This window comes from Paraburkholderia sp. BL9I2N2 (assembly GCF_004339745.1).
In the GTDB taxonomy this organism is placed as follows: Bacteria; Pseudomonadota; Gammaproteobacteria; order Burkholderiales; family Burkholderiaceae; genus Paraburkholderia.
This window is the reverse complement of record NZ_SMGP01000003.1, coordinates 211,261-227,484: the sequence shown is the minus strand read 5'-3', so window position 1 is coordinate 227,484 and position 16,224 is coordinate 211,261. Positions and strand designations below refer to the sequence as shown.

General features: G+C 62.3%; 15 protein-coding genes. 7 read left to right on the top strand and 8 right to left on the bottom strand.

From position 1 onward, the window contains the following. Positions 1-33: 33 nt before the first annotated feature. The 7 genes from B0G74_RS31725 to B0G74_RS31690 form a co-directional block, all read right to left on the bottom strand. Positions 34-495, bottom strand: a complete 462-nt coding sequence (locus B0G74_RS31725; RefSeq protein WP_132379842.1) for a hypothetical protein — start codon at positions 493-495, stop codon at positions 34-36. Between the two features lie 709 nt (positions 496-1,204). Continuing rightward, positions 1,205-2,107 carry an NAD(P)-dependent oxidoreductase gene (locus B0G74_RS31715; protein ID WP_132379840.1) on the bottom strand — a complete coding sequence of 301 codons (903 nt, stop codon included), beginning with the start codon at positions 2,105-2,107 and terminating at the stop codon, positions 1,205-1,207. A 41-nt stretch (positions 2,108-2,148) separates the two neighbouring features. Next, positions 2,149-3,303, bottom strand: a complete 1,155-nt coding sequence (gene yqhD, locus B0G74_RS31710) for an alcohol dehydrogenase (protein ID WP_132379838.1) — start codon at positions 3,301-3,303, stop codon at positions 2,149-2,151. 99 nt (positions 3,304-3,402) lie between these two features. Further along, entirely contained in the window at positions 3,403-4,005 is a 603-nt protein-coding gene (locus tag B0G74_RS31705) for a TetR/AcrR family transcriptional regulator (protein ID WP_132379836.1), read from the bottom strand. Positions 4,006-4,090: 85 nt separating this feature from the next. Next, positions 4,091-5,092: a 4-hydroxythreonine-4-phosphate dehydrogenase PdxA gene (pdxA, locus tag B0G74_RS31700; protein ID WP_132379834.1), complete on the bottom strand. Its 1,002-nt coding sequence runs from the start codon at positions 5,090-5,092 to the stop codon at positions 4,091-4,093. After that, positions 5,089-6,432: a four-carbon acid sugar kinase family protein gene (locus B0G74_RS31695; protein ID WP_243658405.1), complete on the bottom strand. Its 1,344-nt coding sequence runs from the start codon at positions 6,430-6,432 to the stop codon at positions 5,089-5,091. Before B0G74_RS31695 ends, pdxA begins: the two co-directional genes overlap by 4 nt. Next, complete coding sequence (locus B0G74_RS31690) at positions 6,429-7,424, bottom strand: 2-keto-3-deoxygluconate permease (protein ID WP_132379830.1); 996 nt, start codon at positions 7,422-7,424, stop codon at positions 6,429-6,431. The genes B0G74_RS31695 and B0G74_RS31690 overlap by 4 nt, the downstream gene beginning before the upstream one ends. Before the next feature lie 344 nt (positions 7,425-7,768). Here B0G74_RS31690 and B0G74_RS31685 point away from each other — a divergent pair, with 344 nt between their 5' ends. Further along, positions 7,769-8,569 carry a DeoR/GlpR family DNA-binding transcription regulator gene (locus B0G74_RS31685; protein ID WP_132379828.1) on the top strand — a complete coding sequence of 267 codons (801 nt, stop codon included), beginning with the start codon at positions 7,769-7,771 and terminating at the stop codon, positions 8,567-8,569. A 330-nt stretch (positions 8,570-8,899) separates the two neighbouring features. On the opposite strand, the gene B0G74_RS31675 is transcribed toward B0G74_RS31685, so the two are convergent. Next, positions 8,900-11,206 carry an NADP-dependent malic enzyme gene (locus B0G74_RS31675; protein ID WP_132379826.1) on the bottom strand — a complete coding sequence of 769 codons (2,307 nt, stop codon included), beginning with the start codon at positions 11,204-11,206 and terminating at the stop codon, positions 8,900-8,902. 559 nt (positions 11,207-11,765) lie between these two features. Here B0G74_RS31675 and B0G74_RS31670 point away from each other — a divergent pair. The 6 genes from B0G74_RS31670 to B0G74_RS31645 all read left to right on the top strand — a co-directional run bounded on the left by B0G74_RS31670 (position 11,766) and on the right by B0G74_RS31645 (position 16,217). Further along, positions 11,766-12,755: a GTP-binding protein gene (locus B0G74_RS31670; protein ID WP_132379824.1), complete on the top strand. Its 990-nt coding sequence runs from the start codon at positions 11,766-11,768 to the stop codon at positions 12,753-12,755. A 24-nt stretch (positions 12,756-12,779) separates the two neighbouring features. Next, a complete protein-coding gene (locus tag B0G74_RS31665; RefSeq protein WP_132379822.1) occupies positions 12,780-13,283 on the top strand; it encodes a DUF1097 domain-containing protein in 504 nt (167 codons plus the stop codon). Positions 13,284-13,308: 25 nt separating this feature from the next. Next, positions 13,309-14,052, top strand: coding sequence for a nitrile hydratase subunit beta (gene nthB / locus B0G74_RS31660; RefSeq protein WP_132379820.1), 744 nt, complete (start codon positions 13,309-13,311; stop codon positions 14,050-14,052). Positions 14,053-14,085: 33 nt separating this feature from the next. Next, entirely contained in the window at positions 14,086-14,727 is a 642-nt protein-coding gene (gene nthA / locus B0G74_RS31655) for a nitrile hydratase subunit alpha (RefSeq protein WP_132379818.1), read from the top strand. A gap of 68 nt (positions 14,728-14,795) precedes the next feature. Then, a complete protein-coding gene (locus tag B0G74_RS31650) occupies positions 14,796-15,077 on the top strand; it encodes a nitrile hydratase accessory protein (protein ID WP_243658404.1) in 282 nt (93 codons plus the stop codon). Between the two features lie 84 nt (positions 15,078-15,161). Beyond that, complete coding sequence (locus tag B0G74_RS31645) at positions 15,162-16,217, top strand: HoxN/HupN/NixA family nickel/cobalt transporter (protein ID WP_132379814.1); 1,056 nt, start codon at positions 15,162-15,164, stop codon at positions 16,215-16,217. The last annotated feature ends 7 nt before the right edge of the window (positions 16,218-16,224 follow it).

Genomic DNA, 16,224 nt, shown 5'->3' with positions numbered 1-16,224 from the left:
GCTGGCTACTTCGGAGCGCGTTCCCTGTCCGGACTATTGCAACCTGTTGGCGGTCGCGGAAACGTTGAACCCGGAGTCGTCGTGGCGATCAGTCGGCCGTGCGTCTTCCGAAACCGGCGAACGGTGGTTGCTTCTGTTCAACCTGGCAAACCGCGCTTTGGCCTCGATCACGTGTCTGGTCGCAGCCGCCGTCAGTTGCTGATCGTGAATGGCGAGAATTTCCTCAAGCATACTCGCGACCTCCGCACTGACTTGCCACACGCCGTCACACTGTGCCCTGCCAGCAGCTTGATCCAATGCGGCCTCGGCACGCCGATACAAATCGACAGATGCATTACCGAATCCGGCCTCTTGTAAGTAGTACGTCAGATAGACGGCTCTGTTCAGCTCACTGATCAGATGAGCGTTTCCTTGCCCTTTGCGGCAGACCGCAAGCGCAAGGTGATTTGCGAGCGAGATATCAGAGGCAGCTCGCCTCGTCATTGGGAGCAGCATCTCCTTGCTCAGGTGACGCCGACCAAAAGAAGCGCGGCCCGTGGGCCGGCGAGTGCTATGGGACATTGAAAGTGTATCGACTAGAGAGTTGCGAAACGGCCCTGCTGACTCGCGAATCATCGACATTCACGGTTGGGTCGCGTCAATTCTATAGCGATATCGGCAAGGTTGCATTTACGATAAATTTGCAACGGCACTGTGCCGCTTAGCCACAATCGAATTCCGAGGCCACTTGCAAGAAAGCCTGGATCAACCGGAGTCGCACCGAGCCCGTCGAGCTCGCAGCGTTGATGCGGCGTAATGCAATGTTGCCGAAGGTAGCTCTCGGCGAGTTGCCCACCGACAACATTGCGGTCGTAACGGAGAAACGGTTCCGTCTGCAATGTGACGTGCGGATCCGTCACCTTCATCGCGGCAAGCTCAGGAGTACGAGCGGCTCTTCCCTGAACGTGTGCCAGTCGCAACTTTTCGGCAGATTGAATGGTGGCCGTGCGACGACCGCGGCATCGAGATCGCCACTGACCACTCTCTGATACAGGTCGTGCGAGGTGTCAGGCTCGAAACGAGCGACCACGACGGCGGAGCTGAATATGGACCGTAGCTGAACCTGGGATAGCACGTTGGATCCGCTCATGCTCGACATCCCCATTCGCGCGCTGGTCGGCATGTGAAATGCCGCTCCTGGCGAGCGGCATTGTGCCCATTGCGCTCAGCCGCCGTGAAGCGCGTTGCTCAAGCCGGCATCGGACAGCGCACAAAGTGCCACCGCCGACCAGTCATGTTCAGCGCCGATTCCTTGCGAGCGCAACGTCAGGAACCGGTCGTGGACGAGGCTTGCCAGCGGCAACGGAACGCCCAGTGCCTCAGCGGCTGCCAGCATCAGGCGGTTGTCCTTCTGGCCGAGCGGCAACGAGAAGCCAGGCGGCTGGAATTGCTGCGACGCAATCAGCGGGCCGTAGATCTTGTATGGCGGCGCATTGAAGTTTGCACTCGTCAGCAGCTCGACCAGACGCATCGGATCGATGCCGGCCTTGCCCGCTACGGCACAGGCTTCGCCCAGCGTTTCGATGATCACGGACAGCATGAAATTGCCGATCAGCTTCACCAGGTTCGCCTGCGAAGGATCCTCGCCGACAATGCCGACCGACTGCCCAAGCGTTTCGAGAAGCGGCACGGCAACCTTGAGGTGCTCGTCGGCGCCGGCCGCCATGATGAACAGCTTGCGCGCCGCCGCGGCATCGGGCCGGCCGAACACCGGCGCGGACACGAAGGCAAGACCCGCTTCACGGTACTTCGCAGCGTGATCCTGCGCGGCGGCGACACTGATCGTGCTCATCGAAATGTGCAGCGCACCCGGCTTCAGTGCGGTGGCGATGCCCGCCTCGCCGAACGTGACCGCTGCGTGCGCGGAATCGTCGGCCACCATCGTGAAGACTACGTCGGCCCCCAGCGCCGCCTGCGCGGGACTCGACGCGACACTCGCCCCCGCTTCGCGCAATGGTTCGGCGCGGGCTGGACTACGATTGAAAACCTGCACGTCGTGCCCGGCGTCGATCAGGTTCTTCGCGATCGCTGCGCCCATCGAGCCAAGTCCTACAAATCCAATTTTCATAATGCCATTCCAAATGATCGGCCGCGCGAATGCGGGCCCGTTCAGACTGCGAATTGATAGACCTGACGGCTCACGTCGAGTGTCACGTCGCCGTGTTCGCCCAGTGCCGTCATCCCGTGCTCTTCGAGTTTCGTGATCAGCGTGCCGATCGACTGGCCGCTGATCTGATAGTCGCGCAAGCGGGTTCCCACCGACATGCGTTCGAAGAACACACGCGTCGCCGTAATCGCCGCACTGATACGCTCGTCCTCGCTGCCCTCGGTGATGTTCCAGACTCGTTCGGCGTACTGCAGCAACTTCCCGCGTTTCGACTCGCGGCGCACGCTCAGCATGGCAGGCAGCACGATGGCGAGCGTCTGTGCGTGATCGAGTCCGTGCAGCGCCGTGATCTCGTGGCCGAGCATGTGGGTCGCCCAGTCCTGCGGCACGCCGGCGCCGATCAGACCGTTCAAAGCCAGCGTTGCCGTCCACATCAGGTTGGCTCGCACCGCATAGTTGTGCGGCTCGGCGAGCGCTTGCGGGCCGACTTCAGTCAGCGTAATCAGCAGGCCTTCGGCGAAACGGTCCTGTACCCTGGCGTCCACCGGGTAGGTCAGATACTGCTCGACGATATGAACGAACGCATCGACGACACCGTTGGCAATCTGCCGCGGCGGCAATGAATAGGTCGTGGTTGGATCGAGCACCGAGAAGACCGGATAGGTCGCCTCGCTACGGAACGGCAGCTTGTCGCCCTTCGCGCGGTGGCTGATAACGCCGCCATTGTTCATCTCCGAACCGGTGGCGGGCAGCGTCAACACGCTGCCGAACGGCACCGCGTCGCGTATCTCGGCCTGCTTCGCGAGAATGTCCCACGGTTCGCCGTCGAACTTCACCGCGGCAGCGATGAACTTGGTGCCGTCGATCACCGAACCGCCGCCCACCGCCAGCAGAAAATCGAAGTTCCCCTCACGGGCGAGCGTGACCGCTTCCATCAGCGTTTCGTACGTGGGATTCGGCTCGATGCCGCCGAACAGGTGCCACGCGCGCTCACCGAGCGCCGCCTGCACTTGCGCGAGCACACCGTTGTTCTTGATGCTGCCGCCGCCGCAGGTAATCAGCACTCGCGCGTTGGGCGGGACGTGCGCATCGAGTGCGGCGATCTGGCCTTCGCCGAAAATGATTCGTGTGGGGTTATGAAACGTAAAGTTCTGCATTGAATCTCTCTTCCTTACATTGAAATGACCGGTCGTCTCAAAACGGAATAAACGGCTACCCGGATCGACACCAGACACCGTTCAAATTAGCCACGACCGTTACTGCGGGGATTTGAAAAACAGATCGAACATGGAATGCACGCAAGCCTTCAGCGGCTCGACGGAGTCATCCAGCTTCATGCGCAACAAGCTGCCTTCCCACGCATTCCAGAACAGGTCAGCCATTGCATCAGCCGAAAGATCGCGCCGCACGGAGCCGTATTCCTGGCCGCGCCGCAGATAATCGGCACAGCCGACACGCCATTCATTGACCGTCCTGCGCGCGGCGAGCCGGCACAGATCGCTCGACTGCGCGATCTCGCCTGCAAAGTTGCCGACCAGACAACCGTAACGGTCGTCACAAGCTTCATAGTCGGCAACGATGCATGCGTAGATGCCGCGAAGCGCGAGCAGCGGATCGGACGATGCCGCTTCGCGCGAATACCGCTTCCATTCAGCGGCCTGCTCCTGCGCGTAGTGGTGCAGGATTGCCGCGCCGAATGCCTCTTTGCTCTCGAAGTAGTTGTAGAACGAGCCCTTCGGCACGCCGGCACGCTCGACGATGTCTTTTACGCCGGTGCCGTGATAACCCGTTTCGGCGAACAGCGCGACACCCGCTTCGAGTAGCCTTTCGCGAAAGTCTTCAGTGCGTCGTGTTTGCATAACCCTGACAACTACAGCCCTAAGGGCACGGTGCCGCTCAGCGCGAGCGGGCGGCACCGCGCACGTACATCGATTTCAAACCGCGTCAGGCGCGGCGCGTCGCAAGTTCGGCGCCTTGCCGCAGTGCTTCGAGCAGGCTGCGTTCGTCAGCGATGCCTTTGCCTGCGATATCGAACGCCGTGCCGTGATCGACCGAGGTACGGATCACATCGAGTCCGACCGTCACGTTGACGCCGGCTTCGAGGCCGAGCACCTTGACCGGACCATGGCCCTGATCGTGGTACATCGCCACCACCAGATCGAAGTCGCCGCGTCCCGCACGGAAGAACAGCGTGTCGGCCGGAAGCGGGCCCTCGATGTCCCAGCCGCGTTCACGCAAGACCTGCACGGCCGGAACGATCTTTTCCTCTTCCTCGCCATAACCGAACAGGCCGTTTTCGCCGGCATGCGGGTTGATGCCGCACACGGCGATGCGCGGATTGGCAATGCCCGCCTTCACCAGCGTCGCATGCCCTCGCTCTAACGTGCGCTGCACGAGGCCCGGTTCGATCTTGCGGATCGCATCGATAATGCCGATGTGAGTCGTCACGTGAATCACGCGCAGTTTCGGCGCGACCAGCATCATCGACACCTCCTCGATGCCCGTGAGATGCGCGAGCATTTCAGTGTGGCCGGGATACTTGTGACCGCCGGCGTGCAACGCTTCCTTGTTCAGCGGCGCCGTGCAGATCGCATCGATCTCGTCGGCCTTCGCGAGTTCGACGGCGCGCGCGATGTACTGATACGCGGCGTCGCCTGCGAGCGCCGACAGCGCGCCGAAAGGCAGGTCGGCGGGAATCAGCCCGAGGTCGATGCAGTCGATGGTGCCCTGCTCATATTGCGCATCCGCCGGCTTCGCGATGCGACGCACTTTCGTGCTGCCGCCGACAATCCGGTTGGCCTGCTCGAGGCGCGCGGCATCGCCGATAACGAGCGGGCGGCACTGCCGGTAGACGGACTCGTGCGTCAAGCTCTTGACGACGATTTCCGGACCCACGCCCGCTGCGTCGCCCATCGTGATGCCGATGACTGGAAGATAGTTGCTCATGATGTTTTGCCTGAATGACGTTGGTTCGTTTCGCGAGCCGGCGAAGATGTTGTGTTGCCGCTCGGGTGAGCCGAGCCGGACTCGTTATCAGCGAACTCCGGTGTGCCCCGCAGATGAAGGTAGGCGCCGTACAGCGCATGCTCGCTGCCAAATGCGCCGGCTTTGGTGACGACGGTGAGGCGCGGGTTGCCGTGCGGGCGGCCCACTGCCACGCCCGGCTCGATTTCCGAAAGCAATTGCAGGCTGTCGATGCCGGCTGTACCGAGCATCGCGCGCGCGGTTTCGCCGCCCGTCGCGATCAAACCGCTCAGATGCGTGAAAAACGGTGCGACGAGCGAAGCGAGCGACGCAGACAATTGCGCGCCTTCGGCGGGATCGAACAGATCGTCGCGACCAATTCGCACCAGCAAGTCGGTGTGTGCGCTCAGATGCGCGCCAACGCGTGCTTGCCAGGCCGCCCACTCGTGATGAGACTCGCCCGCACGCAGCACGACCGGCGGCACGATCAACTCGCCCACGCCCGCACGCTCGCGCAGCATCGCGCATTGCTGTTCCGAGACGGCCGACAGGCTGCCCACCAGGATCAGGATCGCGCTTCTGTGCTGGTCCGGCTTCGGCGGCGCGTCTTGCGCGGCTTCCGTGGCAACCTCGAACAGGTCACTCAACGACGCCAGTTCGCGAGCCAGACCGCCTGAGCCGACCCAGAACAGGGCTTCGTCCATCGACGCCGTCGCCTGCGCGAGTGCTCTCAAATCCGCATCCGTTTCCGCATCGACGATGAGCGCCTGCGCGCCACTGCTCGCCACGGCGGCAATGGCAGCGCGCAACGCTGTGGGATCGCCACGCAGCGCGTCGACACCCAGGGCCGCGGTGCGCAAGCCGACCGCCTTGACCATGGCGTTGAGGTCGGCGGAGTGCGCGGCGTGTTCGAGCTGCCACGTTTCCGTATTTTCGAGCGGCACGCCGCGCACGAATACGCGGCCCTCACGGACGGTGCGCCCAGTGGCAGGAAAGGCCGTGGCGACGATGGCGAGGCCCGCGAGCGGCTGCAACGCGGCTACTTCCGCGGCCCAGTTACCGCGCAAGGTCGAATCGATTTTCTTGTACAGACGCCGACCCGGCCCGCGCTGCGCCAGCCACGCGGCGCTGGTACAGTGTGCAGCTTCGGCCGGCGGCATGCGGCGCGTGTCGGTATCCACCGCGATCACCTCCGCCGCGTCCATCGCGCGTGACGCGTTCAGCGTCACCGCCGTACTGCGCCCCGCTCCCGCAAATGCAATCGCGCAGTCGGCGGCGCCGGACAGGTCGTCGGCGATGATCAGAATGCTCGTGCTGCTCACCGGGTCGCCTCCAATGCAGCCGCGCGGCTGGCGTCGGCCTGCTTGCCAATTCGCTTTGCGACGGCCGCAGTGAGAATCGGCGACACGATTGCGGTCACGACGACGCATGAGGCGACCAGCAAAGTCGCGCTCTTCGCGGCCTCGGCATAGACCGGGTTGGCCGCTGCAATCAGCGCCGGCACAGCCGCTCCGTTGCCAGCCGTGTTGGCTGCCGCCACGCCTGCGACACCCGTGCCGCCAGTCAGCCGATCGGTCAAATACAGGGGGATGCCCGTCACGATCACCACCGCGACGCCGAGGCCGATGCCGAGCAAGCCGGCTTGCCATACTTTGTGCAGGTCGAGGCTCGCGCCCAGCGCCAGGGCGAAGAATGGAATCATCACAGGTACGGCGCGGCCGAGAAAGTTGCGCATCTCACGGTCCAGATTGCCGAGCAGCATGCCGGCCGCGAGCGGGAGGATGCTGCCGACCAGCGTCTGCCACGGAAACGCCGACAGCCCGGCTACGCCGAGCGTGACCATCGTCAGGAACGGGCCGGATTCGAGCGACATGATCGTATAGGCACCGACGTCCTCAGACTTGCCATATTGACCCATCAACGCCATGTACAGGCCGCCGTTCGTGTCGTTCATCGCGGCAACCACCGCCAGCGTCGACATTCCCGCGAACAGGCCGGACGAAACCGGCTGCTCACCCAAAAAGTGGCCTAGCACGACACCCACCACAATCGCGGACCCGACTTTCGCCGCGAATAGCGCCCCGCCCTTCTTGAGCAGATAAGGCGTTGCCTTCACATCGATCGACGCGCCCATGCACACATAAAACACGGCGAGAATCGGCAACGCGCCGGTAAACAACGCATTCGTGAACGAGCCGAAGAACTTCGGCATGCCCGGCAAGAAGGTGGCGATCATTGCGCCGAACAGTAGCGGGACGATCATCATCCCGCCCGGAACGCGTTCGATCGCGCGCTTGATAGGAACTTGGGCCATCTTTGTCTCCTGTATGGAAATGATCGAAACAATCATTTATAAATGACTGATTCAGTCATTCGGAGTGTACGCCACGAGACGCCCCTGCGCAATCCGCTCATTAACAAGCTGTCGAGGCTGGTAAATTCGCCAGAAAGGAGCACGTCCAGGCGTAATGGGGCCGAATTTGATTGAATCGATCACACTGAGCCAAAAATACTTGTATGCCGTAACGACGTCGCGGGCGCAGCGCGCCCCGCTCCGCAGGCGTTGCTCCAGCAGCCGGTTTGATTACACTTACGCCCGTTGGCGCCTCTCCTCTCTATTGCGCGCAGCATTCGGATGACCCGCTACCCTCTATCACCATGAAAGTTACGAACCGCCGCGAGGCGATGCTGAAGGCCGTCCTGTCCGGCATGAACGACGTGGGCGCCCTGTGCGAGCATTTCGGCATGTCCGAAGCAACCGTGCGTCGCGACCTGCGCGCGCTCGCCGACGAACGGCTCATCGTGCGCACGTATGGAGGCGCGGCCGCCTCGGTTGGGATTCACGAACCCGAGGAGTCGCTCGATCTGCGGCGCGAAAGCTTCCGCGAGCAAAAGGACGCGATCGCGCAGGTGGCGGTGAGCCACGTCCAGGACGGCGACACCATCTTTCTCGACGGCGGCACCACCACCGCTGCAATGGCCCGGCTGCTGGCCGGCCGCCGCGACATTCGCGTGGTCACCAACAACCTGCTGGCAATTGGCCTGCTTGCGTCGAGCGACGTGCCGGTCACGCTGATCGGCGGCGACCTGCGGCCCTCAAGCATGAGCACGCTTGGGCCGCTCGCGCAGATCGCGCTGAACCGCCTGTCCGTCGACAAGGCTTTTCTTGGCGCGGACGGCGTGGTCGCCGGCCGTGGGCTCTGCGAGGCGACCGCCGAGCAGGCCTATCTGAAGGAATGCATCATCAGGCAGGCGGCCAACGTCTTCGTGCTGGTGACGTCGCACAAACTGGATCGCGCGAGCCAGCAGCACTGGACCCCACTCGAACGCGACTGGACCCTGGTGACCGATGCTCAACCGGGCACGCCGGAATTGGCAACGTTCCTGCTGCACAGCGAAGTGACGATCGAAACCGCCTCGCAGCAGGCGCGCCAGCCTCTGCCTCACGGAAAGTCATAGTGTCTTCAGGCGTCGGCGTCGCGCGGCCCTTACGGATCACACAGTCGCACACGACAGCGGCGAAGCTCCACACATGCGCAGCGCCAAACGCCTTCACGACGTTCACCCAATATGAGGCACCGGTAGCCGATGCGTCGTCGTTGAAGTCGTAGTGCGGGTTGTGAAACGGAGCGCCTGGCTTGGGCCCGTCGACGCCCATCCGGACATACGCGCAGGTTTCGTTCGAAGTAAGGCCGGCTCGCGATGTCGAGTCGAGAGTCCCCTCGTGGGCATCATGCAACGCGAGATTGCTTTGCTGCATCCCCGCGTGACCAAGCCGAGGCGCAAGAATCAACCGTTCATGCGGCCGCCCACAACATCCGCCACCAGCAGCGCCGTCATGTTGACGATCCGGCGCACCGTCGCCGACGCCGTCAGCACGTGCACCGGCTTGGCCGCGCCCAGCAGCATCGGACCAATCGCGATGTTGTTGCCCGCGGCCGTCTTCAGCAGGTTGTACGAGATGTTGGCCGCGTCGATGTTCGGCAGCACCAGCAGGTTCGCGTCGCCTTCGAGCGTCGAGTCGGGCAGCACCTCGCGGCGCAGATTCGCGTCGAGCGCGATGTCGCCGTGCATTTCGCCGTCCACGTGCAGGTCCGGTGCGCGTTCGCGCAGGATCGCCAGCGTGTCGCGCATCTTCTGCGCGGTCGGCGCGTTGCTCGTGCCGAAGTTCGAATGCGACAGCAGCGCGATCTTCGGCTCGATACCGAAACGGCGCACTTCCTCAGCCGCCATGATCGTGATTTCCGCCAGTTGCTCCGGCGTCGGATCGACGTTCACGTGCGTATCGACCAGGAAAATCTGCCGGTTCGGCAGCACCAGCGCGTTCATCGCCGCGTAGACCTTCGCGCCTTCCTTCTTGCCGATCACCTGATCGATGAAGTGCAGGTGACGATGCGTGGTCGACACCGTGCCGCAGATCATGCCGTCCGCTTCGCCCTTTTCCACCAGCATCGCGCCGATCAGCGTGGTGCGGCGGCGCATTTCGAGCTTCGCCATCTGCGCGCTGATGCCCTTGCGCGACATCATCTTGTGATATTCCTGCCAGAAGTCGCGATAGCGCTCGTCGTGGTCCGTGTTCACGACCGTGTAGTCCTGCCCCGCGACCAGACGCAGGCCGTAGCGCGCAATGCGCTGCTCGATCACCGCCGGCCGGCCGATCAGGATCGGCCTGGCGAGCTTCTCGTCGACGATGATCTGCATCGCGCGCAGCACGCGCTCCTCTTCGCCTTCCGCGAACACGATGCGCTTCTTCTCCGGCTCGACGCCACGCGCGAGCTGGAAAATCGGCTTCATGGTCGTGCCGCTGTGATACACGAACTGCTGCAGATGCTGTTCGTAGGCTTCCATGTCCTCGATCGGACGCTCGGCGACGCCCGAATCCATCGCGGCCTTCGCCACGGCCGGCGCGACCTTGACGATCAGACGCGGATCGAACGGCTTCGGAATCAGGTATTCCGGGCCGAACGAGAGGTCCTGAATACCATACGCCGTCGCAACGATATCGCTCTGCTCCTGGCGCGCGAGTTCGGCGATCGCGTTGACCGCGGCAATTTCCATTTCCCGCGTGACCGTCGTCGCGCCCGCATCCAGCGCGCCGCGGAACAGGAACGGGAACACCAGCACGTTGTTCACCTGGTTCGGGTAGTCGGTACGGCCCGTGCACAGCACGGCGTCCGGACGCACTTCCAGCGCCAGTTCCGGCAGGATTTCCGGCGTCGGGTTGGCCAGCGCCAGAATCAGCGGCTTGTCCGCCATCTGCCTGACCATGTCCTGCTTGAGCACGCCGCCGGCCGAGAGCCCCAGGAAAACGTCCGCGCCGCCGATGGCTTCGGCCAGCGTGCGGGCATCAGTTTCACGCGCGAAGCGCTCCTTGTCCGGGTCCATCAGTTCGACGCGGCCCTTGTAGACCACGCCGGCCAGATCGGTGACGGTGATGTTCTCGAGCGGCAGACCGATGTCGACCAGCAGGTCCAGACAGGCCAGCGCCGCGGCGCCCGCGCCCGAGGACACCAGCTTGACCTCCCTGATGTCCTTGCCGACCACCTTCAGACCGTTGGTGATGGCCGCCGCGACGACGATGGCCGTACCGTGCTGGTCGTCGTGGAAAACCGGAATCTTCATGCGCTTGCGGCACTCGCGTTCAACGATGAAGCAGTCCGGCGCCTTGATGTCCTCGAGGTTGATGCCGCCGAAGGTCGGCTCCAGCGCCGCGATCACGTCGACCAGCTTGTGCGGGTCGGACTCGTTCAGCTCGATATCGAACACGTCGATGCCGGCGAACTTCTTGAACAGCACGGCCTTGCCTTCCATGACCGGCTTCGAGGCGAGCGGGCCGATGTTGCCCAGACCCAGCACCGCGGTGCCGTTCGTGACGACGCCGACCAGGTTGCTGCGCGCGGTGAAGCGCGCGGCGTTCAACGGGTTCTCGACGATTTCCTCGCACGCGAACGCGACGCCAGGCGAGTACGCCAGCGCGAGGTCGCGCTGGTTGATCATCTGCTTGGTCGGGGCGATCGCGATCTTCCCCGGGGTGGGGAACTCGTGGTAATCGAGGGCGGCTTCGCGAATGTTCTGTGCGGCAGTCTTGTTTGTCATTCTGGCGTTACTCGCAAACTATGGTCGGTACCGTTGTATATCGAAGGCATCAGCAGTCGCCATTGAACGTATAGCTGGTGGGCAATGCATTAAGGTGCCGCCTGAGACATCGCACGTGGGTCAATGTACGGGAAACTCGGAAGTGGGAAGTAATAGCTTATCCGCGGGATGCGCGTTATGGCTTCACCGAAAATCACTTGTTTATTTACTTTCAGTGAAAACTGACATCGCCTTCTGAGAGCGGAACAGCCGTAGGCACTGCCCGTTATTGCTGAATCCGCGCTCATTAGCGTTTTCCAGAGTCGTCATCGCCACCGCAGCGCATAGCTACGGAACATTGCGCACCGTCGCAGGGCATCGAATCTCACACCTGCACCAGCGCTTGGCATCGGATTCATGCCGCCTGTTCGCATCATGTTGTCCTCAATGTCCGCCTCGGACAAAAACAGCCACATTTCCCGTGCATTCGGGACAAGCTGATTTCCTGCACAGACGGATGACGGCGACAGGCCTGGTACTCGCTCTATTGAGTCAGTCTCGATCAGCAACGGACTCTGTCATGACTCGCACACCCACACCGCTCAAGCTTCCCGTCACTGTCATCTCCGGGTTTCTCGGCTCGGGTAAAACCACTCTCGTCAATCAGTTGCTACAGCAACGGGCGCCGGGATCAATCGGCGTGGTCGTCAACGAATTCGGCGAAGTCGGTATCGACGGACAATTGATCGTCGCCGAAGAACAGGCGCTGGTCGAAATCAATAACGGCTGCGTGTGCTGCACGGTGCGCGCGGACCTCGTCGATAGTGTGAAAGCGCTGCTGGCGCGTTCGCAGACCGGCGCGGCACCCATGCAGCGCCTGATCGTCGAGACATCCGGACTCGCCGATCCGGCACCGGTCCTGCAAACGTTCCTCGCCGATCCCGACCTGCGCGAAGCCGTGGATCTCGAATCGGTCGTCACTGTGGTCGACGCACTGCATCTGCGCCGGCAACTCGATGACGACATTGCGCGCGAGCAGGTGGCGTTCGCCGACGTCATTCTGATCAACAAGCTCGACCTGATCACGGAAGACGAGCTAGTCGCCGTCCAACGAACGATCCGTTCTTTGAATCCAACCGCCGCCATCATCACCTCGACCCGCTCGCAAATCCGCGCGGACGCTCTGCTGGGTGTGCGCCGCTTTTCGCTCCCCACGCTGCTCGCGATCGAGCCCGATCTGCTCGACGAAGGCGCTCACGACCACGAACACGACGTGTCAATCCAATCGTGCGCGCTGGTCGAAAAGGGCGACCTCGATGCCACGCGCTTTAACCGTTGGATTAACGAACTCGTACAAAAGCAAGGCCAGCAACTGATGCGCATGAAAGGCGTCCTCAACTTTCACGCCGAAGCGCGACAGTTCCATTTCCATAGCGTGCATATGTTGCTGGAAGCCAAACCCGGACGCGCATGGCAGAAGGACGAGCCGCGCGAGAACAAGTTCGTGTTCATCGGCCGCAATCTGGATTTTCCACGACTGCGCGAATCGTTTCTCAGCTGTATCCACTAGCCAACTTATCTCGAGGAGTCTGCAATGAAAAAGACTGATGCGCTTACCGTCAGTATCGGCGTGCTCGCCGTCGTCGACACCTACGTCACGGCAACGGTGTTTCCAGTCCCCGTCTGGGTCACGTTTATCGCGTGGGCATCGTTCTTCGTGGTCGGCGGCGGTCCGCGCGGCTTCGTGCAAAGCGTCGCGTCGAATCTCACCGGCCTCGTCATCGCGTCGCTCTCGTTGATGGCGATCGCCAGTAGCGGCACGGCCCCCCTCGCCGCAGCGATCTGCGTCGGCGTCGGAAGTGCGGCGATGGTGCAGGTGTCGAAACTGAAGTTGCTGAATGTGCTGCCCGCCGTCGTGTGGGGCTTCGCTTCGACGGTCGGCACCACAGTCGCCACCGGTAAGGCGATTACCGCGGTCGGTATCCAGAACCCCGCGTTGGTGGCTGCCGCCGCGCTCGTCACCGGCGCCGTCTTCGGGATCGTCTCCGAAGCGTTCGGCGAAGCACTAAGCCACAAGGCTCAGCCTCAACTCAACTGACCACCCACTTCAGGAATCGCACGTCATGAAACTACAGCACAGCCTTGGCGGGCTCGAAAACCTCGGACCCGTCAATGTCGAGACACGGGTTTTCGTCGAGCCGTGGGAGAAGCGTATTTTCGGCATTCATACGGTGATGATGGCGGAAAGCACGCATCTGTCGGACGCATTGCCAAAGTACCCGGTGGCGACGCTGCCTACCACGTTCAGGAATACGTGGACCTGGGCGTCGCTGCGCACCGGCGCCGAAGGCATGCAGCCGTTCGAATACTTCAAATACCGGTACTACGAAAAGTGGCTGATGGGGATTTCGCAATTCTTCATCGATCAGGGTTATGTATCGGCCGACGAGCTCGCGCAGAAGACCGCGCATTACCGCGCCCAGCCCGATGCGCCGTTGCCCGCGCAGCCGAATCCGGCCATTGCCTCGCAGATCAACGACTACCTTGCAAAAGGCGATTCGGGGCTGAACGCACTGACGCAGACGCCGCGCTTCGAACCCGGTGCCCAGGTCTGCATCGCCGATCCGGCCGCCGTCGATCACACGCGTTTGCCCGGCTACCTGCGCAACAAGCGCGGTGTGATCGACTCCGTCTATCCGGGTGCCTACTCCTACTTCGTTTCGACAGGGCCCGACGGCATCGGCGAGCCGATGCCCGTCTATCGCGTTGCATTCAAGGCCGAGGACATCTGGGGCAAGGAAAAGAGCGAGCCAAACACGACGATATACGCCGACCTATACGAAGCGTATCTCGATGCATCGAACTGAATCTCTACACCCATCACCTGGTATGGAACCAACATGAGCGAACTTTTCAAATACGACGACGAGCGCGAGGCCGCGAGCGCGGCCAAGGTACGGGCGCTCGAAGCGCTTCTGATCGAGAAAGGAGTGCTGGGCAGCGACTCGGTCGATACCGTGCTGGCTCATTTCGAAGCGATGGCTGGCCCGTTCAACGGCGCGAAAATTGTGGCGCGCGCGTGGATCGACCCAGCGTTCAGAGAACGCCTTGTCGAAGACACACCGAAGGCGATTGCGGAAATGGACTTCCCGGCCGGGATGGAAGGCGCGGAAGGCGAACACATGGCCGCAGTCGCCAACGGCGACGGCGTTCACAACCTCATCATCTGCACGCTCTGCTCCTGCTATCCCTGGCCCGTGCTGGGTCTGCCGCCCTATTGGTACAAGGACCCGGTGTTTCGCGCGCGCGGCGTGCGCGAACCGCGCGCCGTGCTGAAGGAGTTCGGCGTGCCGGTTTCGGACGAGACGGAAGTCAAGGTATGGGACAGCAGCGCGCAAATCCGCTGGTTCGTCATCCCGGAGCGGCCCGCGGGTACTGAAGGCATGAGCGAGGCGGAACTGGCCGCGCTCGTCACACCCGAAGCGATGATGGGTGTGGCGCTGGTGCCCTCGCCTGACGCATCGCAGCGGCCTGCGGTCTGATCATGTTTACCCGGTTCGAGGAATATGCCGCCTCCAGCATGCTTGGACATCCGGACTCTCCGCCGCGCATGCAAGGCAAACTTCTGTTCGACAAGCCATGGGAACGGCAGGTATTCGGGCTCGCGCTTTCGCTGTCGAAGGCGGGGCACTTCGAGTGGGAAGACTTCCGCCAGAATCTCATCGAGTCGATCGCCGAATGGGAAGACGGATACTGCGCGGGGCAGCCACCGTGGGATTACTACGAGCGCTTTCTGCTCGCCCTCGAAAAGACCGTGACGCAGGCTGGGGTGCTGTCGGCCACAGACATGGCGTCGCTGAATCTGCGCGCATTGCGTCCGTCCAGCGATTGAGCCGTGCCCTTGCCACCGGCGTTCAGACAAGGGCACGAGAACGCTCGCCATATCGCGTAACGAAGTTTCATCAGGATATCTATCATGCTCAAGCAACTGTCCAATGTACTTACCGGATCCGATCCTCAGGTCCAGCGCAAGCTCTTCGGCATTTACGGCCTGCTGCTGGTGACTAATGCGGCTGCCTGGATCTGGGCGTTCGTGTCGTTCTGGGACCACCCAGTCCTGCTGGGCACCGCGTTGATCGCCTACGGATTGGGCTTGCGCCATGCCGTCGATGCCGATCACATTGCAGCGATCGACAACGTGACCCGCAAGCTGATGCAGGAAAAAAGGCGCCCTGTCGCCGTGGGCTTTTTCTTCTCGCTCGGTCACTCGACCATCATCGTCATCGCCTCGCTCGCGGTCGTGGCGGTCGCAAGCGTGTTGAGCACGCGCTTTGCCCAATACAAGGAATTGGGCGGCCTGATCAGCACGTCGGTGTCGACAGTCTTTCTGTTCGCAATAGCGTTCCTGAACCTGCTGATTCTGAAAGCGATCTTCCAGGCATGGCGCCACGTTCGCGCAGGCGGCGCCTACGTCGACGACGACTTCGACATGTTGCTAGCCGATCGCGGCTTTCTCGCGCGGATTTTTCGCCCGATGTTTCGGCTCGTCACGCGCAGTTGGCACATGTTCCCGCTTGGCTTTCTGTTCGGACTGGGTTTCGACACCGCGACTGAGGTGAGCTTGCTCGGCATGTCCGCGTCGCAGGCTTCCCACGGCATTTCGCCATGGGCGGTCATGGTGTTCCCGGCGCTCTTCAGCGCGGGAATGTCGCTGGTGGATACGCTCGATGGTCACCTGATGCTCGGGGCCTACGGCTGGGCCTATCTCAAGCCGATTCGTAAGATCTACTACAACATGACGATCACACTGGTGTCGGTCGCGGTCGCGCTGCTGGTCGGCACGATCGAGGCCTTGGGCCTGATTTCTGACCACTTGAAGCTCGAAGGCAAGCTGTGGGATGCTATCGGGACGCTGAACGACAACTTCGGCACGCTGGGCTACATCATCATCGGCATCTTCGCCGCGAGCTGGCTCGTATCGATGGTGCTTTACCGAACCCGGCGCTTCGACGAACTCGAGGCGAGCCGCTAGGCGAGCG

What these genes read in the sequence shown, in the direction of transcription:
- B0G74_RS31725 (WP_132379842.1), bottom strand. Translation starts at nt 495, where the DNA reads ATGCTGCTCCCAATGACGAGGCGAGCTGCCTCTGATATCTCGCTCGCA.
- B0G74_RS31715 (WP_132379840.1), bottom strand. Translation starts at nt 2,107, where the DNA reads ATGAAAATTGGATTTGTAGGACTTGGCTCGATGGGCGCAGCGATCGCG.
- yqhD (WP_132379838.1), bottom strand. Translation starts at nt 3,303, where the DNA reads ATGCAGAACTTTACGTTTCATAACCCCACACGAATCATTTTCGGCGAA.
- B0G74_RS31705 (WP_132379836.1), bottom strand. Translation starts at nt 4,005, where the DNA reads ATGCAAACACGACGCACTGAAGACTTTCGCGAAAGGCTACTCGAAGCG.
- pdxA (WP_132379834.1), bottom strand. Translation starts at nt 5,092, where the DNA reads ATGAGCAACTATCTTCCAGTCATCGGCATCACGATGGGCGACGCAGCG.
- B0G74_RS31690 (WP_132379830.1), bottom strand. Translation starts at nt 7,424, where the DNA reads ATGGCCCAAGTTCCTATCAAGCGCGCGATCGAACGCGTTCCGGGCGGG.
- B0G74_RS31685 (WP_132379828.1), top strand. Translation starts at nt 7,769, where the DNA reads ATGAAAGTTACGAACCGCCGCGAGGCGATGCTGAAGGCCGTCCTGTCC.
- B0G74_RS31675 (WP_132379826.1), bottom strand. Translation starts at nt 11,206, where the DNA reads ATGACAAACAAGACTGCCGCACAGAACATTCGCGAAGCCGCCCTCGAT.
- B0G74_RS31670 (WP_132379824.1), top strand. Translation starts at nt 11,766, where the DNA reads ATGACTCGCACACCCACACCGCTCAAGCTTCCCGTCACTGTCATCTCC.
- B0G74_RS31665 (WP_132379822.1), top strand. Translation starts at nt 12,780, where the DNA reads ATGAAAAAGACTGATGCGCTTACCGTCAGTATCGGCGTGCTCGCCGTC.
- nthB (WP_132379820.1), top strand. Translation starts at nt 13,309, where the DNA reads ATGAAACTACAGCACAGCCTTGGCGGGCTCGAAAACCTCGGACCCGTC.
- nthA (WP_132379818.1), top strand. Translation starts at nt 14,086, where the DNA reads ATGAGCGAACTTTTCAAATACGACGACGAGCGCGAGGCCGCGAGCGCG.
- B0G74_RS31650 (WP_243658404.1), top strand. Translation starts at nt 14,796, where the DNA reads ATGCAAGGCAAACTTCTGTTCGACAAGCCATGGGAACGGCAGGTATTC.
- B0G74_RS31645 (WP_132379814.1), top strand. Translation starts at nt 15,162, where the DNA reads ATGCTCAAGCAACTGTCCAATGTACTTACCGGATCCGATCCTCAGGTC.